At 67.8% G+C, this 16,373-nt stretch carries 10 protein-coding genes; 6 read left to right on the forward strand and 4 right to left on the reverse strand.

Annotated features, from left to right (window positions below; translation table 11 throughout):
• Positions 1–178 precede the first annotated feature (178 nt).
• Entirely contained in the window at positions 179–1,591 is a 1,413-nt protein-coding gene (locus EDF39_RS07050; RefSeq protein WP_123941671.1) for a hypothetical protein, read from the forward strand.
• Here the strand turns inward: EDF39_RS07050 and EDF39_RS07055 are convergent.
• Positions 1,480–3,060 carry a DUF6056 family protein gene (locus EDF39_RS07055; RefSeq protein WP_158613182.1) on the reverse strand — a complete coding sequence of 527 codons (1,581 nt, stop codon included), beginning with the start codon at positions 3,058–3,060 and terminating at the stop codon, positions 1,480–1,482. The genes EDF39_RS07050 and EDF39_RS07055 overlap by 112 nt on opposite strands.
• A gap of 58 nt (positions 3,061–3,118) precedes the next feature.
• Between EDF39_RS07055 and EDF39_RS07060 the strand changes: the two genes are divergently transcribed.
• From EDF39_RS07060 to EDF39_RS07075, 4 genes are all read left to right on the forward strand, one after another.
• Positions 3,119–3,805, forward strand: a complete 687-nt coding sequence (locus EDF39_RS07060) for a hypothetical protein (protein WP_123941675.1) — start codon at positions 3,119–3,121, stop codon at positions 3,803–3,805.
• A gap of 215 nt (positions 3,806–4,020) precedes the next feature.
• Positions 4,021–9,252, forward strand: a complete 5,232-nt coding sequence (locus EDF39_RS07065; RefSeq protein ID WP_123941677.1) for a PKD domain-containing protein — start codon at positions 4,021–4,023, stop codon at positions 9,250–9,252.
• The gene (locus EDF39_RS07070) at positions 9,249–10,310 is read left to right on the forward strand and encodes a glycosyltransferase (RefSeq protein ID WP_233572996.1); all 1,062 of its coding nucleotides are present in this window, start codon (positions 9,249–9,251) and stop codon (positions 10,308–10,310) included. Before EDF39_RS07065 ends, EDF39_RS07070 begins: the two co-directional genes overlap by 4 nt.
• Positions 10,307–11,677 carry a lipopolysaccharide biosynthesis protein gene (locus EDF39_RS07075; RefSeq protein ID WP_233572997.1) on the forward strand — a complete coding sequence of 457 codons (1,371 nt, stop codon included), beginning with the start codon at positions 10,307–10,309 and terminating at the stop codon, positions 11,675–11,677. The genes EDF39_RS07070 and EDF39_RS07075 overlap by 4 nt, the downstream gene beginning before the upstream one ends.
• Here EDF39_RS07075 and EDF39_RS07080 read toward each other — a convergent pair.
• Positions 11,657–12,586, reverse strand: a complete 930-nt coding sequence (locus tag EDF39_RS07080; RefSeq protein ID WP_123941679.1) for a glycosyltransferase — start codon at positions 12,584–12,586, stop codon at positions 11,657–11,659. The genes EDF39_RS07075 and EDF39_RS07080 overlap by 21 nt on opposite strands.
• A 35-nt stretch (positions 12,587–12,621) precedes the next feature.
• Between EDF39_RS07080 and EDF39_RS07085 the strand changes: the two genes are divergently transcribed.
• Positions 12,622–13,614 carry a glycosyltransferase family 2 protein gene (locus EDF39_RS07085; RefSeq protein ID WP_123941681.1) on the forward strand — a complete coding sequence of 331 codons (993 nt, stop codon included), beginning with the start codon at positions 12,622–12,624 and terminating at the stop codon, positions 13,612–13,614.
• A gap of 31 nt (positions 13,615–13,645) precedes the next feature.
• On the opposite strand, the gene EDF39_RS07090 is transcribed toward EDF39_RS07085, so the two are convergent.
• The gene (locus EDF39_RS07090; protein WP_123941683.1) at positions 13,646–15,013 is read right to left on the reverse strand and encodes a polysaccharide biosynthesis tyrosine autokinase; all 1,368 of its coding nucleotides are present in this window, start codon (positions 15,011–15,013) and stop codon (positions 13,646–13,648) included.
• A gap of 196 nt (positions 15,014–15,209) precedes the next feature.
• Positions 15,210–16,322: an acyltransferase family protein gene (locus EDF39_RS07095; RefSeq protein WP_123941685.1), complete on the reverse strand. Its 1,113-nt coding sequence runs from the start codon at positions 16,320–16,322 to the stop codon at positions 15,210–15,212.
• Between the last annotated feature and the right edge of the window lie 51 nt (positions 16,323–16,373).

A 16,373-nucleotide genomic window follows, 5' to 3' on the forward strand; every position in this document is an offset into this window, starting at 1 on the left:
GAGGAGCGTCAGTGGGTGTCCCCAGAATGGGGGCCACAAGGGAACAATGCGTGTAACCCTATCCGTGCTGAAAGCTTCCTGGAACAGGCAATTTGCCAAAAGCCCCCGACAGAGTGTGGACGCTTTGGAGGACAGACCATACGTTCCCTCGTGTTCGCGACTCGCTTAGAGTTGCGAAATGACTTCTCTCTCCGGCCTTGTGGCGCGCAAACGGGCCACGACCGACGAGAAGCCGGCAATGGCGGAAAGAAGCTCGGGCGAGGCTTCGATGCAGTTGCCGCCCCTGTATTCGAGGGGCATCGCCGCCGTCGCACTCGTCCTCCTGGCGATGCGAATTACCCTGCCGCAGGGTGTCGAAGTCGGCTTCGTTGTCGCGGCCCTTCTCACTCCCCTCTGGCTGCGGACAGTGCGCTACTACCGCTTCATGCCGCTGCTGCTAATTGTCGGAACGCTCGCCGCGGGTGCCGGAATCTGGCTGCAGATCGCGAACAGGGGCGACCACGCGGTGGATAGCGGCATCGCGACGAGCACCACGGTGCTCCTGATCGGTGCCCTGCTGTCGATCGGCCTCGTCCTGTGGGCCCGCACCGTCTTGTCGTTGCCGATGGTGGCGCTCTTCTTCGGAGTGGGGCTCCTGCTCGGAGTGGACCCCTCTGCGGCGCAGTTCGCGACGAACCCCTACAAGTTCGGGTTCGCCATTCCTCTGGCAGTCATCGGTCTCGCGGCGGCGAACCTCTCCCGTCGGTGGTGGGTCGAGCTCCTGGTCGTCCTCGCGCTGACGGGTCTCGCCGCGACGAACGACGCCCGCGCGACGTTCGGCCTCCTGTTGTTGGCGGTCGTTCTCCTCGTCGCGCAACTCCCGTTCTTTCGTGCAGGGCACGGCGGGTCCGCTTTCCTGGTCTCGCTGGGTGTCGTGGTCGTCGGACTCGTGGTCTACAACGTCGGGCAGACCCTCGTGCTGTCCGGAATCCTCGGCGAGGCGACTACGGCCAGATCGTTGGCGCAGTTCAACGCGTCCGGGTCGCTGGTGCTCGGCGGCAGACCCGAGCTAGGCGCGACCCTCGGCTTGATCGGCCACTCGCCCTGGGGCTTCGGGGCCGGTGTCGTTCCCTCTGCATCTGAGGTCCGGGTCGCTCAAGAGGGCATGAGCTCGATCGGCTACGACCCGAACAACGGCTACGTCACCCGATACATGTTCGGCGGGCACATCGAACTCCACTCGGTGTTCGGCGACATCTGGGCTCAGACCGGTGTCGTCGGTCTCCTCTTCATCGCCGTGGCGGCGCTCGCCATGGTGTACGGAATCACCCGGAACATCGCCGACGGCACCGCCGCCGCCGTGCTGCTCTACGTCGTCGCCAAGTCGCTGTTTGACCTGCTGTTCAGCCCGTTCTTCAGCGCCGAACAGCTCTTCGTTCTCGCGATCGGGCTCGTCGCAGTGCCGGTGGCGTCCAGAGGTTTGCCGTTGCCAGGTCGGGGTCAGCGAACGTATTCGAGCACGTCGTCCATGGGGCCCTCGAAGCGGGCCTTGGAGCGGAAGCCTGCACTCTTCAGGGCTGCAGCATCGGAGTCAGCCGACTCGCGGGCGTAGTCGCTCGGACGGACGACCCAGAGGCGCTGCACGTCGCGAAGACGCGGGTTGTCGGCGTGGAGTCGCTCGGAGACGCCGCGAAGGCTGGCGTCCGAGGTCGGCGCGACGATGAGGGTCAGGTCGCGCAGTCCGGCGAAGTCGTTCGGGTAGGCCACGGCGATGTTCCGCGTCGTGCGCTCGACGGTGGCGGCCGTCGTCGTGTCGAGTGGCGCGAAGTACACCCCGTCGCCTGGCTGGGCATGATCGCCGACCCAGCTCGCCGTCGCCGACCAATCGGTTCCGCTCTTGCCGGTCTCTTGGCGTTGCGAGAGGTAGATGGGCAGGGCCAGGATGACGACTAGCGCGAGCGCGGAGATTCGGATCCAGCGCCGGCCGAGAGAGGTGATGCCGATCCCGATGAGGAGGGCTGCCGCCGGCGCGCAGAAGGTGAAGTACCGCGGGTTGTAGAGGGGTGAGACGGCCAGGGAGTAGACGGCGACGATCGCGGTGGGAAGCAGCAGCCAGGTCAGCGCGACGACCACGGCGAGGCGATCGCGTCGCCGAACCAAAGCCACGACGGCGACCACGATGAGTGTCCACCCGACCACTGCGAAGGCGAGCGCCGCGAGCGACCACAGCGACTGACCATCGCTGGACGCCCCCACGCGCGTGGGCGTCTCGCCGAGGAACCACTGATTGACGATCGCGCGGCGGACGAGAGCCGGGGCCGACACCGCGTTGTCGCCGAGCTGTCCGCGCTGGCCGAGAGAGGCCACCACGACGGGGGAGGCGATCGCGACCCCGAGCACCGCGCTGATCAACCACGCGGCGGCACGACGCACGCTGGCCGCCCGGGCGGCGAGGAGGGCTGCCACGGTGACGGCGTGGGCGACGACGAGCAGTGCGACGTAGATATTGAGTGCGCAGCCGGCGGCGACGAGGATCCCGTACCCGGCCCAGGCGCGTGCCTTCCGTTCGCCTCGCAGTGCGACGACCAGGGCGACGGTCGCCCAGACCGCGATGGCGGCGCTGAGCCCGAACGACCGCGCCTCGATGCCCATCCAGGTGATGCGGGGCAGGACGATGGCGACGAAGGCTGCTGTCAAGGCGGCATCCGGACGCCCGAGTCGTCGTGCCAGCGACCACACGCCGACGACGGTGGCCCCCGCGGCAAGGGCGCTCGGCAGCCGCACCGCGAAGGCGCTCCACCCAAATGCCCCGCCCCAGAAGTGGATGATGAAGTAGTAGACGGCATGCACCGCGTCGATGTTGTGGACCAGCTGCCACAGCTCTCCGGTGCTGCGTCTCGCGGCGGAGATCGTGGCTGCCTCGTCGGTCCAGAGCGACACATTCCACGAACCCAGGAGCGCGATCACGGTCGCCACGACGAAGAGCGCGACGGCAATACCGGCGGGAGACAAGCGGAAGCGGCCGGTCGCGGTCGCCGGGTCGGCTCTTCGGGAAGCGACGCGCTGTGATGACGGGGTCAAGGTCCGGCGATAATAGCAGTCGGTCGCCGTAGCGCCCTTCGACCCGAGAGGACCAGGCATGAGCGTCTCCCGTCGCGCCGTCATCACCACAGCCAGCATCGTCGTGGGGGTCGCCCTCGTCGTCGTTCTCCTCGTCGTCGTGCTCACGAATGCCGGCAACGCTCCCGTTGCCGGGCCCACGAACAGCGCGACTGCGACGTATTCCGACGCCCCGACCTCGAGAGCCAGCGCGACACCGGGCGCCGGCTCGGCAACGATCGAGCCGACGGAGATGCCGGCCGCTGGCACTCAGAGCGTCCCAGGGTCGACCCCATCGGCAACGGCAGAGCCCGGTACCTCCTCGGGTCTCGCGCAGGAGCCCGTCGATCTCGGCACACCGGCGAAGCTGACCTCGCTGGTGGGTGTGTCTCTTGACGGTGTTGCATCCGTCTCGGGCAAGGGAGATGGAGTCGGGGAGGTCTCCGGCCCCTCCGTCCGCTTCACCGTCAGCATCGACAACGGCTCGTCGAAGACGCTCGATCTGACATCCACTGTCGTGAACGTCACCTACGGTTCTGACGACACCCCCTCGAACGAGCTCGTATCGCAGCGAAAGGGGTTCCCGAACTCGATCGCCGCTGGCAAGACGGCGACTGCGACGTACACGTTTCCGGTGCCGACCAAGGAGCAGGGTGACGTGCGGATCACCGTCGATTACGGGACGTCCGTTCCGGCCGTGGTGTTCCAGGGTGAGGCCGCCAAATAGGCTCGTCCGAACCTGAACCGGAGCAGTCGGATCCTTGTTTTCCGTTCTGCGAACCGTTCCACCCCTATTTGGGGGTATGTAACCCGAGCGGGGGTCACCTATAGTCGGTTTACTGCTGTGAACCCGAAACTCGCGGCAGTCGTGAACCCGAAACTCACGCAGATCACACGTGGGAAACCCGACCCCACGGCTTACCCGAAGTGTTAGAGGCCTCCATGGAGCAATCCGTGTCGCCGCGCCTGCGCGTTGCCAGCATCGCCGCCGCCGCCGTCATCGTCCTGAGCAGTTTCGCCCTGGCAGCCCCCGCGCACGCGGACACGGCGCCCACGAATCCGGCGGATCCGAAGACTCCGACCACCGTGACCGCGGATTCACTGCCGACGCCGCAGATCAACGGCGTCGTGTGGTCGCAGACCATCGTCGGCAACACCGTCTACGCGGGCGGAAACTTCACGACGGCGCAGCCGGCCGGGTCCGCGTCGGGTGCGAACACGGTCTCTCGCCCGTATCTGCTCTCGTACAACCTGACCACCGGTGTGCTCAACTCGGCCTTCGCTCCCGTGCTCAATGGCCAGGTGCGTGCGGTGACTGCCTCGCCGGACGGCTCCCGCCTCTACGTCGGCGGTGCGTTCACCACCGTCAATGGGGCGAACGCCTACCGGGTCGTCGCACTCGACCCCACGAGCGGCGCAGTTCTGCCGGGCTTTGCGCCGACGATCAACTCGACCGTCAACGCCATCGCGGTGAACGGCTCGTCCGTCTACATCGGCGGCGTCTTCTCGAGCGTCAACAAGGAGACCCACAACAAGGTGGCGGCCGTGACCACCGCGGGCAAGAACATCCCGTTCACGGCTTCGGCCGATGGCGGCGACGTGAACGCCCTCGCCGTGTCGCCGGACGGCCAGAAACTCGTCGTCGGCGGGAGCTTCACCACCCTCAACGGCTCATCGAACCCCGGTTATGGTCTCGGCGCAGTCGACGCGACGGGTGCGCTCCAGCCCTGGGCATCCAACAACGTCGTCAGGAACGCGGGCACGCAGGCGGCGATCACCTCGCTGACCAGCGACGCGACCGGCGTCTACGGCTCCGGCTACACCTTCGGCCCGGGCACCCTCGAGGGCTCGTTCCGTGCCGACTGGGCAACGGGCAACCTGGCCTGGGTCGAGGACTGCCACGGCGACACCTACAGTGTCGCCGTGACCGACAATGCCGAGTACGTCGCGGGCCACCCGCACTACTGCGGCAACATCGGCGGCTTCCCCCAGACCGACCCGCAGTCGAACTGGACGTTCCACCGCGCCATCGCGTTCTCCAAGGACGCGACGCAGACGGTGACCGCTGACCCCTACGGCTACTACAACTGGGCCGGTAACCCCGCCCCGTCGCTGCTCAATTGGTACCCCGAGTTCAACACGGGCACCTTCACCGGCAAGACCCAGGGCCCCTGGAGCGTCGCGGCCAACTCGAAGTACGTCGTCTACGGCGGCGAGTTCACGACCGTCAACGGCGTCCGTCAGCAGGGCCTCGCCCGCTTCGCCGTTCCGTCGGCCGCCCCCAAGAAGATGGGCCCGCAGGCAAGCGGCGCGACATTCGTGCCGAGCGGCATCTCGCTCTCGTCCGGTTCAGTTCGCCTGAGTTGGCCCGCCAACTCCGACCCCGACAACTCGTTGCTGTCGTACGAGCTCTACCGCGATAACAACCAGACCACTCCGATCTACAAGGTCACGGCCGACTCGTCGGTCTGGAACAAGCCTGCGATGGGCTTCACCGACACCGGGCTCACCCCGGGGGCCACGTACAGCTACCGCCTCCGCGCCACCGATCCGGACGGCAACACCGTTCTCGGTGACGGCGTCTCCGTGACGGTCTCGTCAAAGCAGCCCTCGACCTACACGAACACCGTCCTCGCGCAGGGTGCGTCGTCGTTCTGGCGCTTCGACGAGGCCAGCGGCACCACGGTCTTCGACGCCGCCGGCTACAACGACATGACGGCAGGATCCGGAGTGTCTCGCGGCGCAGCGGGAGCAACCGTCGACGGTGACACCGCGTCGACCTTCGATGGCACGGGCAACGGTCTCGCCGCAACCCGGACGGCCGTCGCAGGGCCCCAGACGTTCTCGGTCGAGGCGTGGGTCAAGACCACGTCGACCGACGGCGGCAAGATCGTCGGCTTCGGCAACTCGCCCACCGGCACGTCGTCGTCGTACGACCGCCACCTCTACATGGACCAGTCCGGCAAAGTGAACTTCGGCGTCTACAATGGCAACACGCAGACCCTCACGAGCCCCTCGGCCCTTAATGACGGCGCGTGGCACCAGCTGGTCGGCACGCTCAGTAGCTCGGGAATGCAACTCTTCGTCGACGGCAAGCGCGTCGGCACCCGCAGCGACGTGACGAACGCCCAGGACTACAGCGGCTACTGGAGAGTCGGCGGCGACTCGTCGTGGTCCGGTGCCAACTTCCTCAACGGCTCGATCGACGACGTGTCGGTCTACCCGACGGCTCTGACGCAGACGCAGGCGAACAACCAGTACGTCGCGGCCGGCTACGCCTCGCAGCTCAATTCGGCTCCGAGCGACAACTACGGCAGCCGGGTCTTCACCGACGACCCGTACCTCTACTACCGCCTCGGTGACGCCGCGGGCGCCTCCACGGCAAAGGACTCGAGCCTCTCGGGTGCATCCGGCAGCTATGCAGGCGGCGTGACGCAGGGTACGGAGGGCGCTCTCTCGGGAGTCTCCGACACGGCGGCGACGTTCGACGGCTCGAGCGGTCAGGTCAACAGCTCGCAGTCGTTCAACGACCCCGAGGTGTACACGATCGAATCGTGGTTCAAGACGACCACGACGTCGGGCGGCAAGATCGTCGGCTTCGGCTCCAGCCAGACGGGACAGTCGGGTTCGTACGATCGGCACGTCTACATGCAGGACAACGGTCAGCTCGTCTTCGGCACCTACACGGGTCAGACGAACACGATCACGACCCAGGGCTCCTACAACGACGGCACCTGGCACCAGGTCGTCGCATCGCAGTCGTCGGACGGCCTCAAGCTGTACGTCGACGGCGTGCTCCAGGGCACGAACCCGACCCCGAACGCCCAGGCCTACACGGGGTACTGGAAGATCGGCGGCGACACCACGTGGGGCTCCTCGAGCGCCTACTTCGCCGGATCCATCGACGAGGTGTCCATCTACAGTCGGGCTCTCTCGGCCGCTACGGTGAGCGACCACTACGCACTGGGTGTCGGCACCGTCAACGTCGCGCCGACGTCGTCGTTCACCTCCTCGGTGAAAGACCTCTCGGCCTCGTTCGACGCCTCGGCCTCGGCCGACACCGACGGAACCGTGGCGGGCTACGCCTGGGACTTCGGCGACAACGCCTCGGGCACCGGCAAGACACCTGCGCACACCTACGACAAGGCCGGCACGTACACGGTCACCCTCACGGTGACCGACGACAAGGGAGCGGTCGGAACGTCGACCGGTCAGGTGACGGTGACGGCGCCGCGGGTCAACGCCGCGCCCACGGCCTCGTTCACCTCGACGACCACCGACCTCTCGGCAGCGTTCGACGCGTCGGCGTCCTCCGACTTCGACGGGTCCGTCGCCTCCTCTGCCTGGGACTTCGGTGACGGGCAGACAGGCACGGGGAAGACCGTGACCCACGCCTACACCCAGGCGGGCACCTACTCGGTCAAGCTGACCGTGACCGACAACGAGGGCCTGTCGTCGACGTCGACCTCCTCGGTCACCGTCACGGCTCCGCGCGTCAACGCCCCGCCGACGGCCGCATTCACGGCGACCACGACGAACCTCGGCGTGAGCGTGAGCGGTGCCGCCTCCACCGACTCGGATGGCAGCATCTCGTCGTACGCCTGGGACTTCGGCGACGGATCGTCGGCGACGACCGCGACTGCTAGCCACACGTACATCGCGGCGGGCACCTACACCGTCACCCTGACGGTGAAAGACAACGAGGGCGCCAGCGGAACGACCAGCAAGACCGTCACGGTCGCTCCGCCCGCCAACGTGCCGCCGACCGCTGCGTTCTCCACGAGCTCGAACGCTCTCGTCCTCTCGGCCGATGCCGCGACGTCGAGTGACTCCGACGGCACCGTGGCCTCCTACGCCTGGGACTTCGGCGACACCAAGACCGCCACGGGCAAGACGGTGACGCACACCTACCAGTCGGCCGGCACCTACACGGTGACGCTGACGGTGACCGACAATCAGGGCGCCACCGGCGTCTCGACGAAGACTGTGACTGTGGACAAGGCGCCGAATGTCGCGCCGACAGCCTCGTTCACGTCGTCGGCCTCGGGTCTCGGTCTCAGCGTCGATGGGTCCACGTCGAGCGATCCCGACGGCACGGTCGTCTCGTACGGCTGGAGCTTTGGAGATGGCACGGCGACGTCGACCACCACGACGCCGAATACGAGTCACACGTACACGGCGTCCGGCACGTACGCGGTCAAGCTGACCGTGACGGACGACTCCGGAGCCACTGCCGTGCAGACGCAGAACGTGACGATCACGGCCCCGGCAGTCAACCAGCCGCCGGTCGCGGCCTTCACCTCGACGGTGACCGACCTCAAGGTCGCGCTCGACGGCAGCGGGTCGACCGACGCCGACGGCAGCATCGCTTCGTACGCCTGGAACTTCGGTGACGGCGCGACGGATACCGGGAAGACGACGAGTCACACCTATTCGACGGCCGGTACCTACACGGTCTCGCTCAACGTGACGGACGACAAGGGCGCCACCACCACGAAGACCGCCACGGTCACCGTGACGGCTCCCGCGGCAGTTCCGTTCGCTCTCGATGCCTTCGGCCGCACGGTCAACAACGGCTTCGGCACCGCCGACGTGGGTGGCGCATGGAGCCGGATCGGGTCGGCTTCGGCTCTCTCGGTCTCGGGTGGCGCCGGCAAGGTGTCGCTCAGCGGACCCGGTGCGCAGGCCGGTGCCGAGCTCGCCTCCGTCAAGCAGACCGCCACGGACTACCGACTCCAGTTCAGTCTCGACAAGGCGGCGACCGGCGGCGGAACCTACATCTCGGCCATCGGGCGCAAGATCTCGACGAACAACGAGTACCGGGCGGCAGTGCGACTGCTGAGCAACGGCACGGCGACGGTCGGCCTGAGCGCCTTCCCGAACTCGGCCACGGCAATCGCCCTCACGAAGGACACGCTCGTCCCGGTGACGGTCTCGGCGGGGAGCTCGCTGAGCATGCGGGTGCAGGTCACCGGAACCAGTCCGACCCTGGTCCGCGCCAAAGTGTGGGCCACGGGCACCGCGGAGCCGACCGCCTGGACGGTCAGCGCCACCGACTCGTCGGCGACTCTGCAGACCGCCGGTGACGTCGGGGTCCTCGCCTACGAATCCGGGAGCGCCACGAACGGTGCTCAGGTGGTGAGCTTCCAGCAGCTGAGCGGCTTCAAGCCGTGAGTTCGACCGTCTCCAGTCGCCGTGGCCGGGGGGAGGGCAGCGCGTTCATCGTGCAGCAGTCCTTTCCCCGGCCTCGGCCGACGACGAACCCGTACCTGGTGATGCTCGGGGACGCGGTCTCGGCGCAGCCCGGTGTGACCCTCCGCACCTTCTCCTGGAAGTCGGCCCTGCTGACTCGCAGCGACGTCTTCCACGTGCACTGGCCCGAGATTCTCGTCTCGGGCCAGAGCCCGGTGAAGAAGCTCGTCCGACAGGTGCTCACGGTTGCGCTGGTAGCCAAGCTCGCCGTGACGCGCACGCCCATCGTCCGCACGCTGCACAATCTCGAGCGCCCGTCGGGCATCTCGCGCCGCGAGGTCGCGCTGCTGGCGTTGATCGAGCGGCGGACGACTCTCTGGATCCGCTTGAACGACGAGACCCCGACCCCCTCGGGGCAGGCATCCGAGCTCATCCCGCACGGCCATTACCGCGACTGGTTCGAGCGGTTCGACAAACCGGACGCCCTGCCCGGCCGCATCGGCTTCGTCGGGCTCATCCGCCGCTACAAGGGCGTGGAGCGACTCGTCGAGGTGTTCCGCTCGGTGCCCGGTTCGGCCAGCCTTCACGTGGCCGGCAAGCCCAGCACCGATGAGCTGGCCGACCATCTGCGGGGTCTCGCCGACGACGACACGCGCATCAGCCTCGATCTGCGGTTCCTCAACGAGGCCGATCTGGTCGAGAGCGTGCGCCGCTCCGAGCTCGTCGTCCTGCCCTATCGCGAGATGCACAACTCCGGGGGCGTCCTGACGGCCCTGTCGCTGGACCGCCCCGTGCTCGTGCCGCAGAATTCGGTGACCGAGCGTCTCGCCGCCGAGGTAGGCCCCGGCTGGGTCCACCGCTACGAGGGCGACCTGTCGACGGACGACATCGTCACGGCACTTCAGGATCCGCGCCCGGCCGACGCCCACCCCGATCTCGCCGCGCGGGATTGGCGCGATGCAGGCGAGCGGCACGTCGCGGCGTACCGCCGTGCGGTGGCGGTTCTCCGTTCCGGCCGTCGTTCGGGCGTCGAACAGTGACCAAGACCGACACCCCGGTCCGTTCCGGCGGAATGCGCCAGGTCGGCTCCACCGCGATGATCAAGATCTTCGTGATGGGCCTCTCCGGCGTGCTCGGTATTCTTACGAGCCGGGTCATCCTGCAGTCGTTCGGCACGGAGGCGTACGCCCAGTACGGGCTGCTGTCGAGCTTCCCGACGTTGCTCCCCTTCGCCGACCTGGGAATCGCGGCCGTCGTCATCAACGAGGTGGCCGGCTCGAGGTCGCCTCGAACGGACGACGTGGTCCGGCGGACGATCGTGACCGCGCTCCGGATCCTGATGGTCTCGGGCGGCATCATGATCGTCGTCGCGACCGTCATCACCGTCTTCGGCTGGTGGCCGACCCTGCTCGGCTCGGGCCTGATGCCCGGCGGCAATCTGACGGCCGGCCTCTGTCTCGTGATCTTCGGGATCGCGGTGCCGCTCACGGTCGGTCAGCGGATCCTGGTCGGGTTGAAGAAGACCAACGTGCAGGTGGCGAGCCAGGCGATCGTCGCCCCGTTCATGCTGCTCGTCATCGGCGCCCTCGCCCTGCTGATGATCCCGGCCGGCACGTTTCTATCGGTCGTCTCCTACATCGGCAACGCCCTCCTCTCGGTCCTGTGCCTCTGGATCGCCGCTCGAGCGCTGTCGCCCCAGATCGGGCAGGCGTTCCGTCTGATCTTCCGCGTCCGCGCCTATCGCGGCGTCGCGGTCCTCGGCCTCGCGTGGCCCATGCTCGTGCAGACGCTCGCGCAGCCGATCGCGTTCCAGACCGACCGCATCCTACTGAGCCACGTCGGCACGTCGCAGGATCTCGCCGAGTACAACCTCTCGTCGCAGCTGTTCGGCCTGGTGCTCCAGACCATCGCCGCGGCGGGCGTCGCGCTGTGGCCGATCTATGCGGGCCACCGGGCTGCGGGCCGGATCGCGTCGCCGACGAAGCCGACGTTCTGGTTCTTAGGAGGTGGGCTCGTCGTCGGGGGAGCGCTGGCGCTTCTCTCGCCGTGGCTCGTTCACTTCATCGCGGGCGGCAGAATCCAGCTCTCGCCGATCCTGCTGGTGTCGTTCGTCGCCTACGTCGCCCTGCAGGCCGCGAAGTATCCGATCGGCATGTACATGACCGACAAGGCGGGCCTCAAATTCCAGGTCGTGCCGAGCCTTGCGATGATCCCGCTCAACCTCGGTGTGTCGTGGCTGCTCATCGCGCCGTTCGGCGCTGCCGGGCCCATCATCGGCTCGGCCCTCACCGTGCTGCTGCTGCAGATCATTCCGAACCTCTGGTACGTCTCGAAGGACCTCGCCCGGCGTCGAGCCGAGCAGCGCGCCGCTCCCGTCGACGAGACGTCAGAGGCCGCGACGCGCTAGTTCGGCGTCGACGAGCCGGAGCCCGGCGCGATGCGCCCGCCATCCGACGACGAGAGTCTGCGGCGAGGTGAGGAACTGGCGCCTGCCGCCCTGGAGCAGGATATCCCAGGCGACACGTCGCGAGACCGCCCGCCACGCCCGCAGGTCGGCGTCGGATAGGTGCTTCGTCGCGTAGAGCAGCCGGTTGCGGATGTTGTGGAAGTAGTAGGTGGCGCTCTTGGCTTCGCCCGACTCGACGTGGCCGCCGCCCTTCTGCGTTCCTCCCTCCGCGTGGACGACGGTGACGTCGTCGAGCACGGCGAGGCGCCCGCCCGCGTCGATGACGCGCTGCGACAGGTCGACGTCTTCCCAATAGAGGAAGTAGTCCTCGTCGAAGCCGCCGGCTCGCCGCCAGAGGTCGTCCGAGACCACGAGGCAGGCGCCGCTCAGCCAGGGGCGCAGTCGTGCCTGCGGGTCGGTGCGTCGACGGGACGACCGGATCCTGCCGTCATCGAGGTAGAGGTCGGAGCCCCCGAACCACAGGGACCCGTCGGGGCGCAGGATCCGCGGAGCCGCCATCGTCTCGGGGTCGTCCCGCACCGCAGCGTGCAGCGCCCCGAGTGCGCGCTCGTCGACGACCGCGTCGGGGTTGACGAGCAGATGAAAGCGCGCGCCGAGCTCCGCCGCCCGTGCCACGCCCCGGTTCATCCCTCCGCCGAAGCCGTGGTTGCTCGCGGGTGTCAGGAGGTCCCAGCCCTCCTCCTCGGCGAGTTCGGTCATCACGTCGCGTTCGGCGGACGTCGAGAAGTTGTCGACCACGACGACCCTCACCCCGTCGACCGAGCGACTGAGCGGAGCGAGGTTGACCCGAAGCAGGTCGCTCGAACCGTAGTTGACGACCACGATGGACAGATCCTCGAACGAGCTCATGGCGTTCCTCCGCTGGTGCGGCCGAGACCGCGATAATGGGCAGTGTGACGACCGTTTCCAGCACGCCCTCTTCGAGCACGACCACTCCGACGCTCACGATCGCGGTGCTGACGTTCCGGCGCCCGGACGACCTGGGCGCGATCCTGCCGGCTCTCGTCGAGCAGGCCGCTTCGGTATCGGGGCAGGCGACGGCTCGCGTGCTCGTGGTCGACAACGATCCGGCCGCTTCCGCTCGCGATGCCGTCACGCTGGCTGGGGCCGTTGCCGATCAGCGGGGCGTGCGCATCGACTACGTCTCCGAGACCGAGCCCGGTATCGCCGTCGCTCGCAACCGTGCTCTCGCCGAATCGAGTGAGTTCGACCTGCTGGTGTTCATCGACGACGACGAGCGTCCGTCGGCGACCTGGCTCGCCGATCTCCTCGCGCTTCAGCGAGAGCGCCATGCCGCCGCCGTCGTCGGCCCGGTGGTGTCGGCCTTCGCCCACGAGCCCGATCCGTGGATCACAGCCGGCGAGTTCTTCGTTCGGCGTCGCCTCCCGACCGGGACCGCGGTCGAGGTCGCGGCGACGAACAACCTTCTCCTCAATCTCGCGTTCATCCGGCGCGAAGGTCTCCGGTTCGATGCCGAGCTGGCGGTCCACGGCGGCGAAGACACGCTCTTCACGCGACAGATCGTCGCGCGAGGCGGCCTCATGCTCTGGTGCGCGGAGGCGCTGGTCACCGACGTCGTACCGCCGTCGCGGCTCACTCGGCGCTGGGTGGTACTGCGCGCCTTCTCGAGTGGAAACGGGTGGAGCCTGACGTCGGTGATGTTGGCGCCGGGGGCCCTGGCACGAGGTCGGGTGCGAGCTCGGCTGACGGCGCGCGGGCTCGTCCGGGTTCTCGGTGGAGTGGCGCGGATCCTTCGCGGAGTCCTTCTCCGCTCCGTCGCGCAACGCGCGAGGGGCGTCCGGACCCTCGCTCGCGGGGCTGGCATGCTCGGTGGGGCCTGGGGCTACCGCTACCAGGAGTACAGCCGGGCCGAGTAGCAGGGTCGTTGTCGCTCGGCCACCGGTCTGGTCAGCGAACTGCACCTGATGCCGAGTCGAGTGCCTTCGAACGAGCGCCGGATCGCGCCGAGTTACCACGGCCGTCGAATCGGGCGTCGATGAGCACGATGCCGATCACAGCGGCCCTGACGCCGTCGAGAGCCGCGAGGCCCTCGTGGAGCTGGCGGCGGTTGGTCGCCTGGCTCCGCACCGTGACCAGAGTGCCGTCAGTCAGGTGAGACATCGTGAGGGCGTCCGCGAAGTCGAGCACCGATGCGGCCTTCACGATGACGAAGTCGTAGGTGGTGGTTGCCGTCTGAACGATTTGAGCCATGGTCGTCGAACCGAGCGCGAAGTGCGGGTTGGAATGCCCGCTTCCTGCGACCAGCAGGTCGACGCCGTCCGCCCACGGGCGGGTGGCGTCAGCCAACGAGGCAGACCCTTCGAGGACGTCGGTGAGGCCGAATCCGGCGCCCTCGGCGGTGAGGTGATCGAGCGACGGGGCCCGGAGGTCGGCGTCGATCACGAGCACTCGAAGAGATCGTTCGGCCGTCGCCATGGCGAGGTCCAGGGCGACTTCGGGGCCCTGCTCGCCGTGTGACGCCGCGGTCAGCGTGACCGAGCGGACTGCGCGCCCGTTGCCCGCGAAACGCAGGGTGGCGCCGATGCGGCGGAAGTCTTCGGCCTGGGCGCCCTCCGGGTCGTCGCGAAGCGCGACGCGTCCGCGGGGACCCCGGCGCACGGCGCCGACGACCGGGACTTCCGAGATCGATTCGATGTCGCCGGCCGTGCGGAGTCGGGTATCGAAGAGAAGGCGGCCGATCGAGTAGAGGATGCCGAGCGCGAAACCGATGAGTGCCGCGGTGAGCTGGATGAGGTGGCGGTTGGGGCTCGCGGGGTTCTGCGGCACGAGGGCGGGGGCGACGATGGAGATCGCGATGGGCGACCGTCCTGTCGACGAGGTGGGGGCGAGGTCGGTCGCGACCGTGCGGAGCGAGCGGGCGACGGCGTTGGCGATGTTCGTCGCTTGTTGGGCCGAGCCGTCGGTGACCGAGATGTTGACGAAGACGGTGTTGAGCGGCGTCTGCGCCGTGATCTGCCGAGCGAGGCGGGTCGGTGTCGTGTCGAGGTCGAGCTCGGCGATGACCGGGGTGAGCACGGCCGACGTCGTGGCGAGCCCGGCGTACGACTGCACGACGTTCTGCGCGAATGTAGACCCCTGTGAGAGGTCGCTGCCGTTCGAGTTGGTGCTCGACGCCACGAAGAGGCTCGTCTGGGCCCGGTACGAGTCGGCCAGTGTGGCCGTGTAGCCGATTCCGACGAGGGCGCCGACGATCGTCAGCGCGACGATGACGATCCAGCTCTTGCGGAGTGCTTTCCAGTAGTCGTTCGGGTCCATCGACGCAGATTCCGTTCCTGATCAGGGTGGGCCGACATCAGTGGGCGGAAGATTCGGGCTTCCGGGCCTTCGGCGACCGCGGCGAGTGCGGGCATCAGCACGGACCGCGACGGTTCCGCTCAGCCTACGGGGTGGGAGCTCTCACCAGCGAGCCCGACGCCGGGCCGGACGACACCCCAGTCCGTGGGGTCTGCCCTCAACGCGGCCCTTCGGCGGTGTCGGGGCTCACTGGCGAGGGGGTCCGATGGACGGTTCGGCTCCGGGAAAGTGCGGGCGGAGGTTCGTAGAGGAAGCGAGCGGGTGTCCCCTCGACCCGGCGGTACACGAAAAGCGCGATGACGACGGCCAACCCCGCGATCACGGGCGGCAGGATCGGCGCGAGCGGCAGCAGCGGGCCGAGCAGGGGAGTCTGGTGGATCACGAACGCGATCGCCAGGATGATCGGCGTGTGCGCCAGGTAGATCGGCAGGGTCTGACGACCTATTCGAGCGAGGAACGAGACCGGAGTCAGGAATCTGCTCAGTGCGATCCCGCCGAGCACGCCGGCCAGCGAGTTGACGAAGTAGACCCCCGGCAGATGCGTCAGGCCGAACGCGGCGACAGTGATCGAGATCACCGCCCAGACGGCGAGAGCGCCCACGAGGAGACCGCGCCTCGGGGTGCTGCCGAATCGCAGGATCCCGGCGCGCAGGTAGATGCCCGAGACGAAGAAGAGGTAGTACTTGAAGACCCCCTCCCAGCCGTCGTTGATGCCGCTCCACCCCATCAGGGCCACAAAGGCCGCAATCGCGGCGACGCCGATCTGCAGGCGCACGTCGACTCGTCTGGTTGCCCTGGCGAGGATGAAGAAGAGCGCGAGAGCCCAGATGAACCAGAGCTCGTAGATCGGCATGATGGGCGACAGCACAAGGCCGACGACTGTGTCTCGAACGCCGCAGCACTTGTCTTGCATCACCAGACCGAGCTGGAAGAAGAGGGCGCCGATGGTCTCCCAGATGAGGAACACCCAGACGAACAGGAGCACCTTCGACCGAAGCAGGTCGGACCACGACGCGCGCAGCCACTTGGGGGCGAATAGCCCAGAAAGCGTGAAGAACAGCGGCATGCGCAGCGATGCGAGCGTCTCGTCGATGGTGATCCACCACTGCACGTGAAAACCGGCACCGAGGAGCCAGCTCGTTGAGTGATACAGGGTGACGAGCAGGATCGCGATGCCGCGACCGGTATCGATCCAGGGGACACGATCCGTGGCGGCGCGCGGGCGCGCGGCAGCAAACGACACGATTGCCTTTCGGGTTCGGGCGGACATTCGGGTATCCGACCTTCACAAGAGCGTAGAGGCCCGATCCGGTCCCCGCTA

Source organism: Frondihabitans sp. PhB161, assembly GCF_003814635.1.
Taxonomy (GTDB): Bacteria; Actinomycetota; Actinomycetes; order Actinomycetales; family Microbacteriaceae; genus Frondihabitans.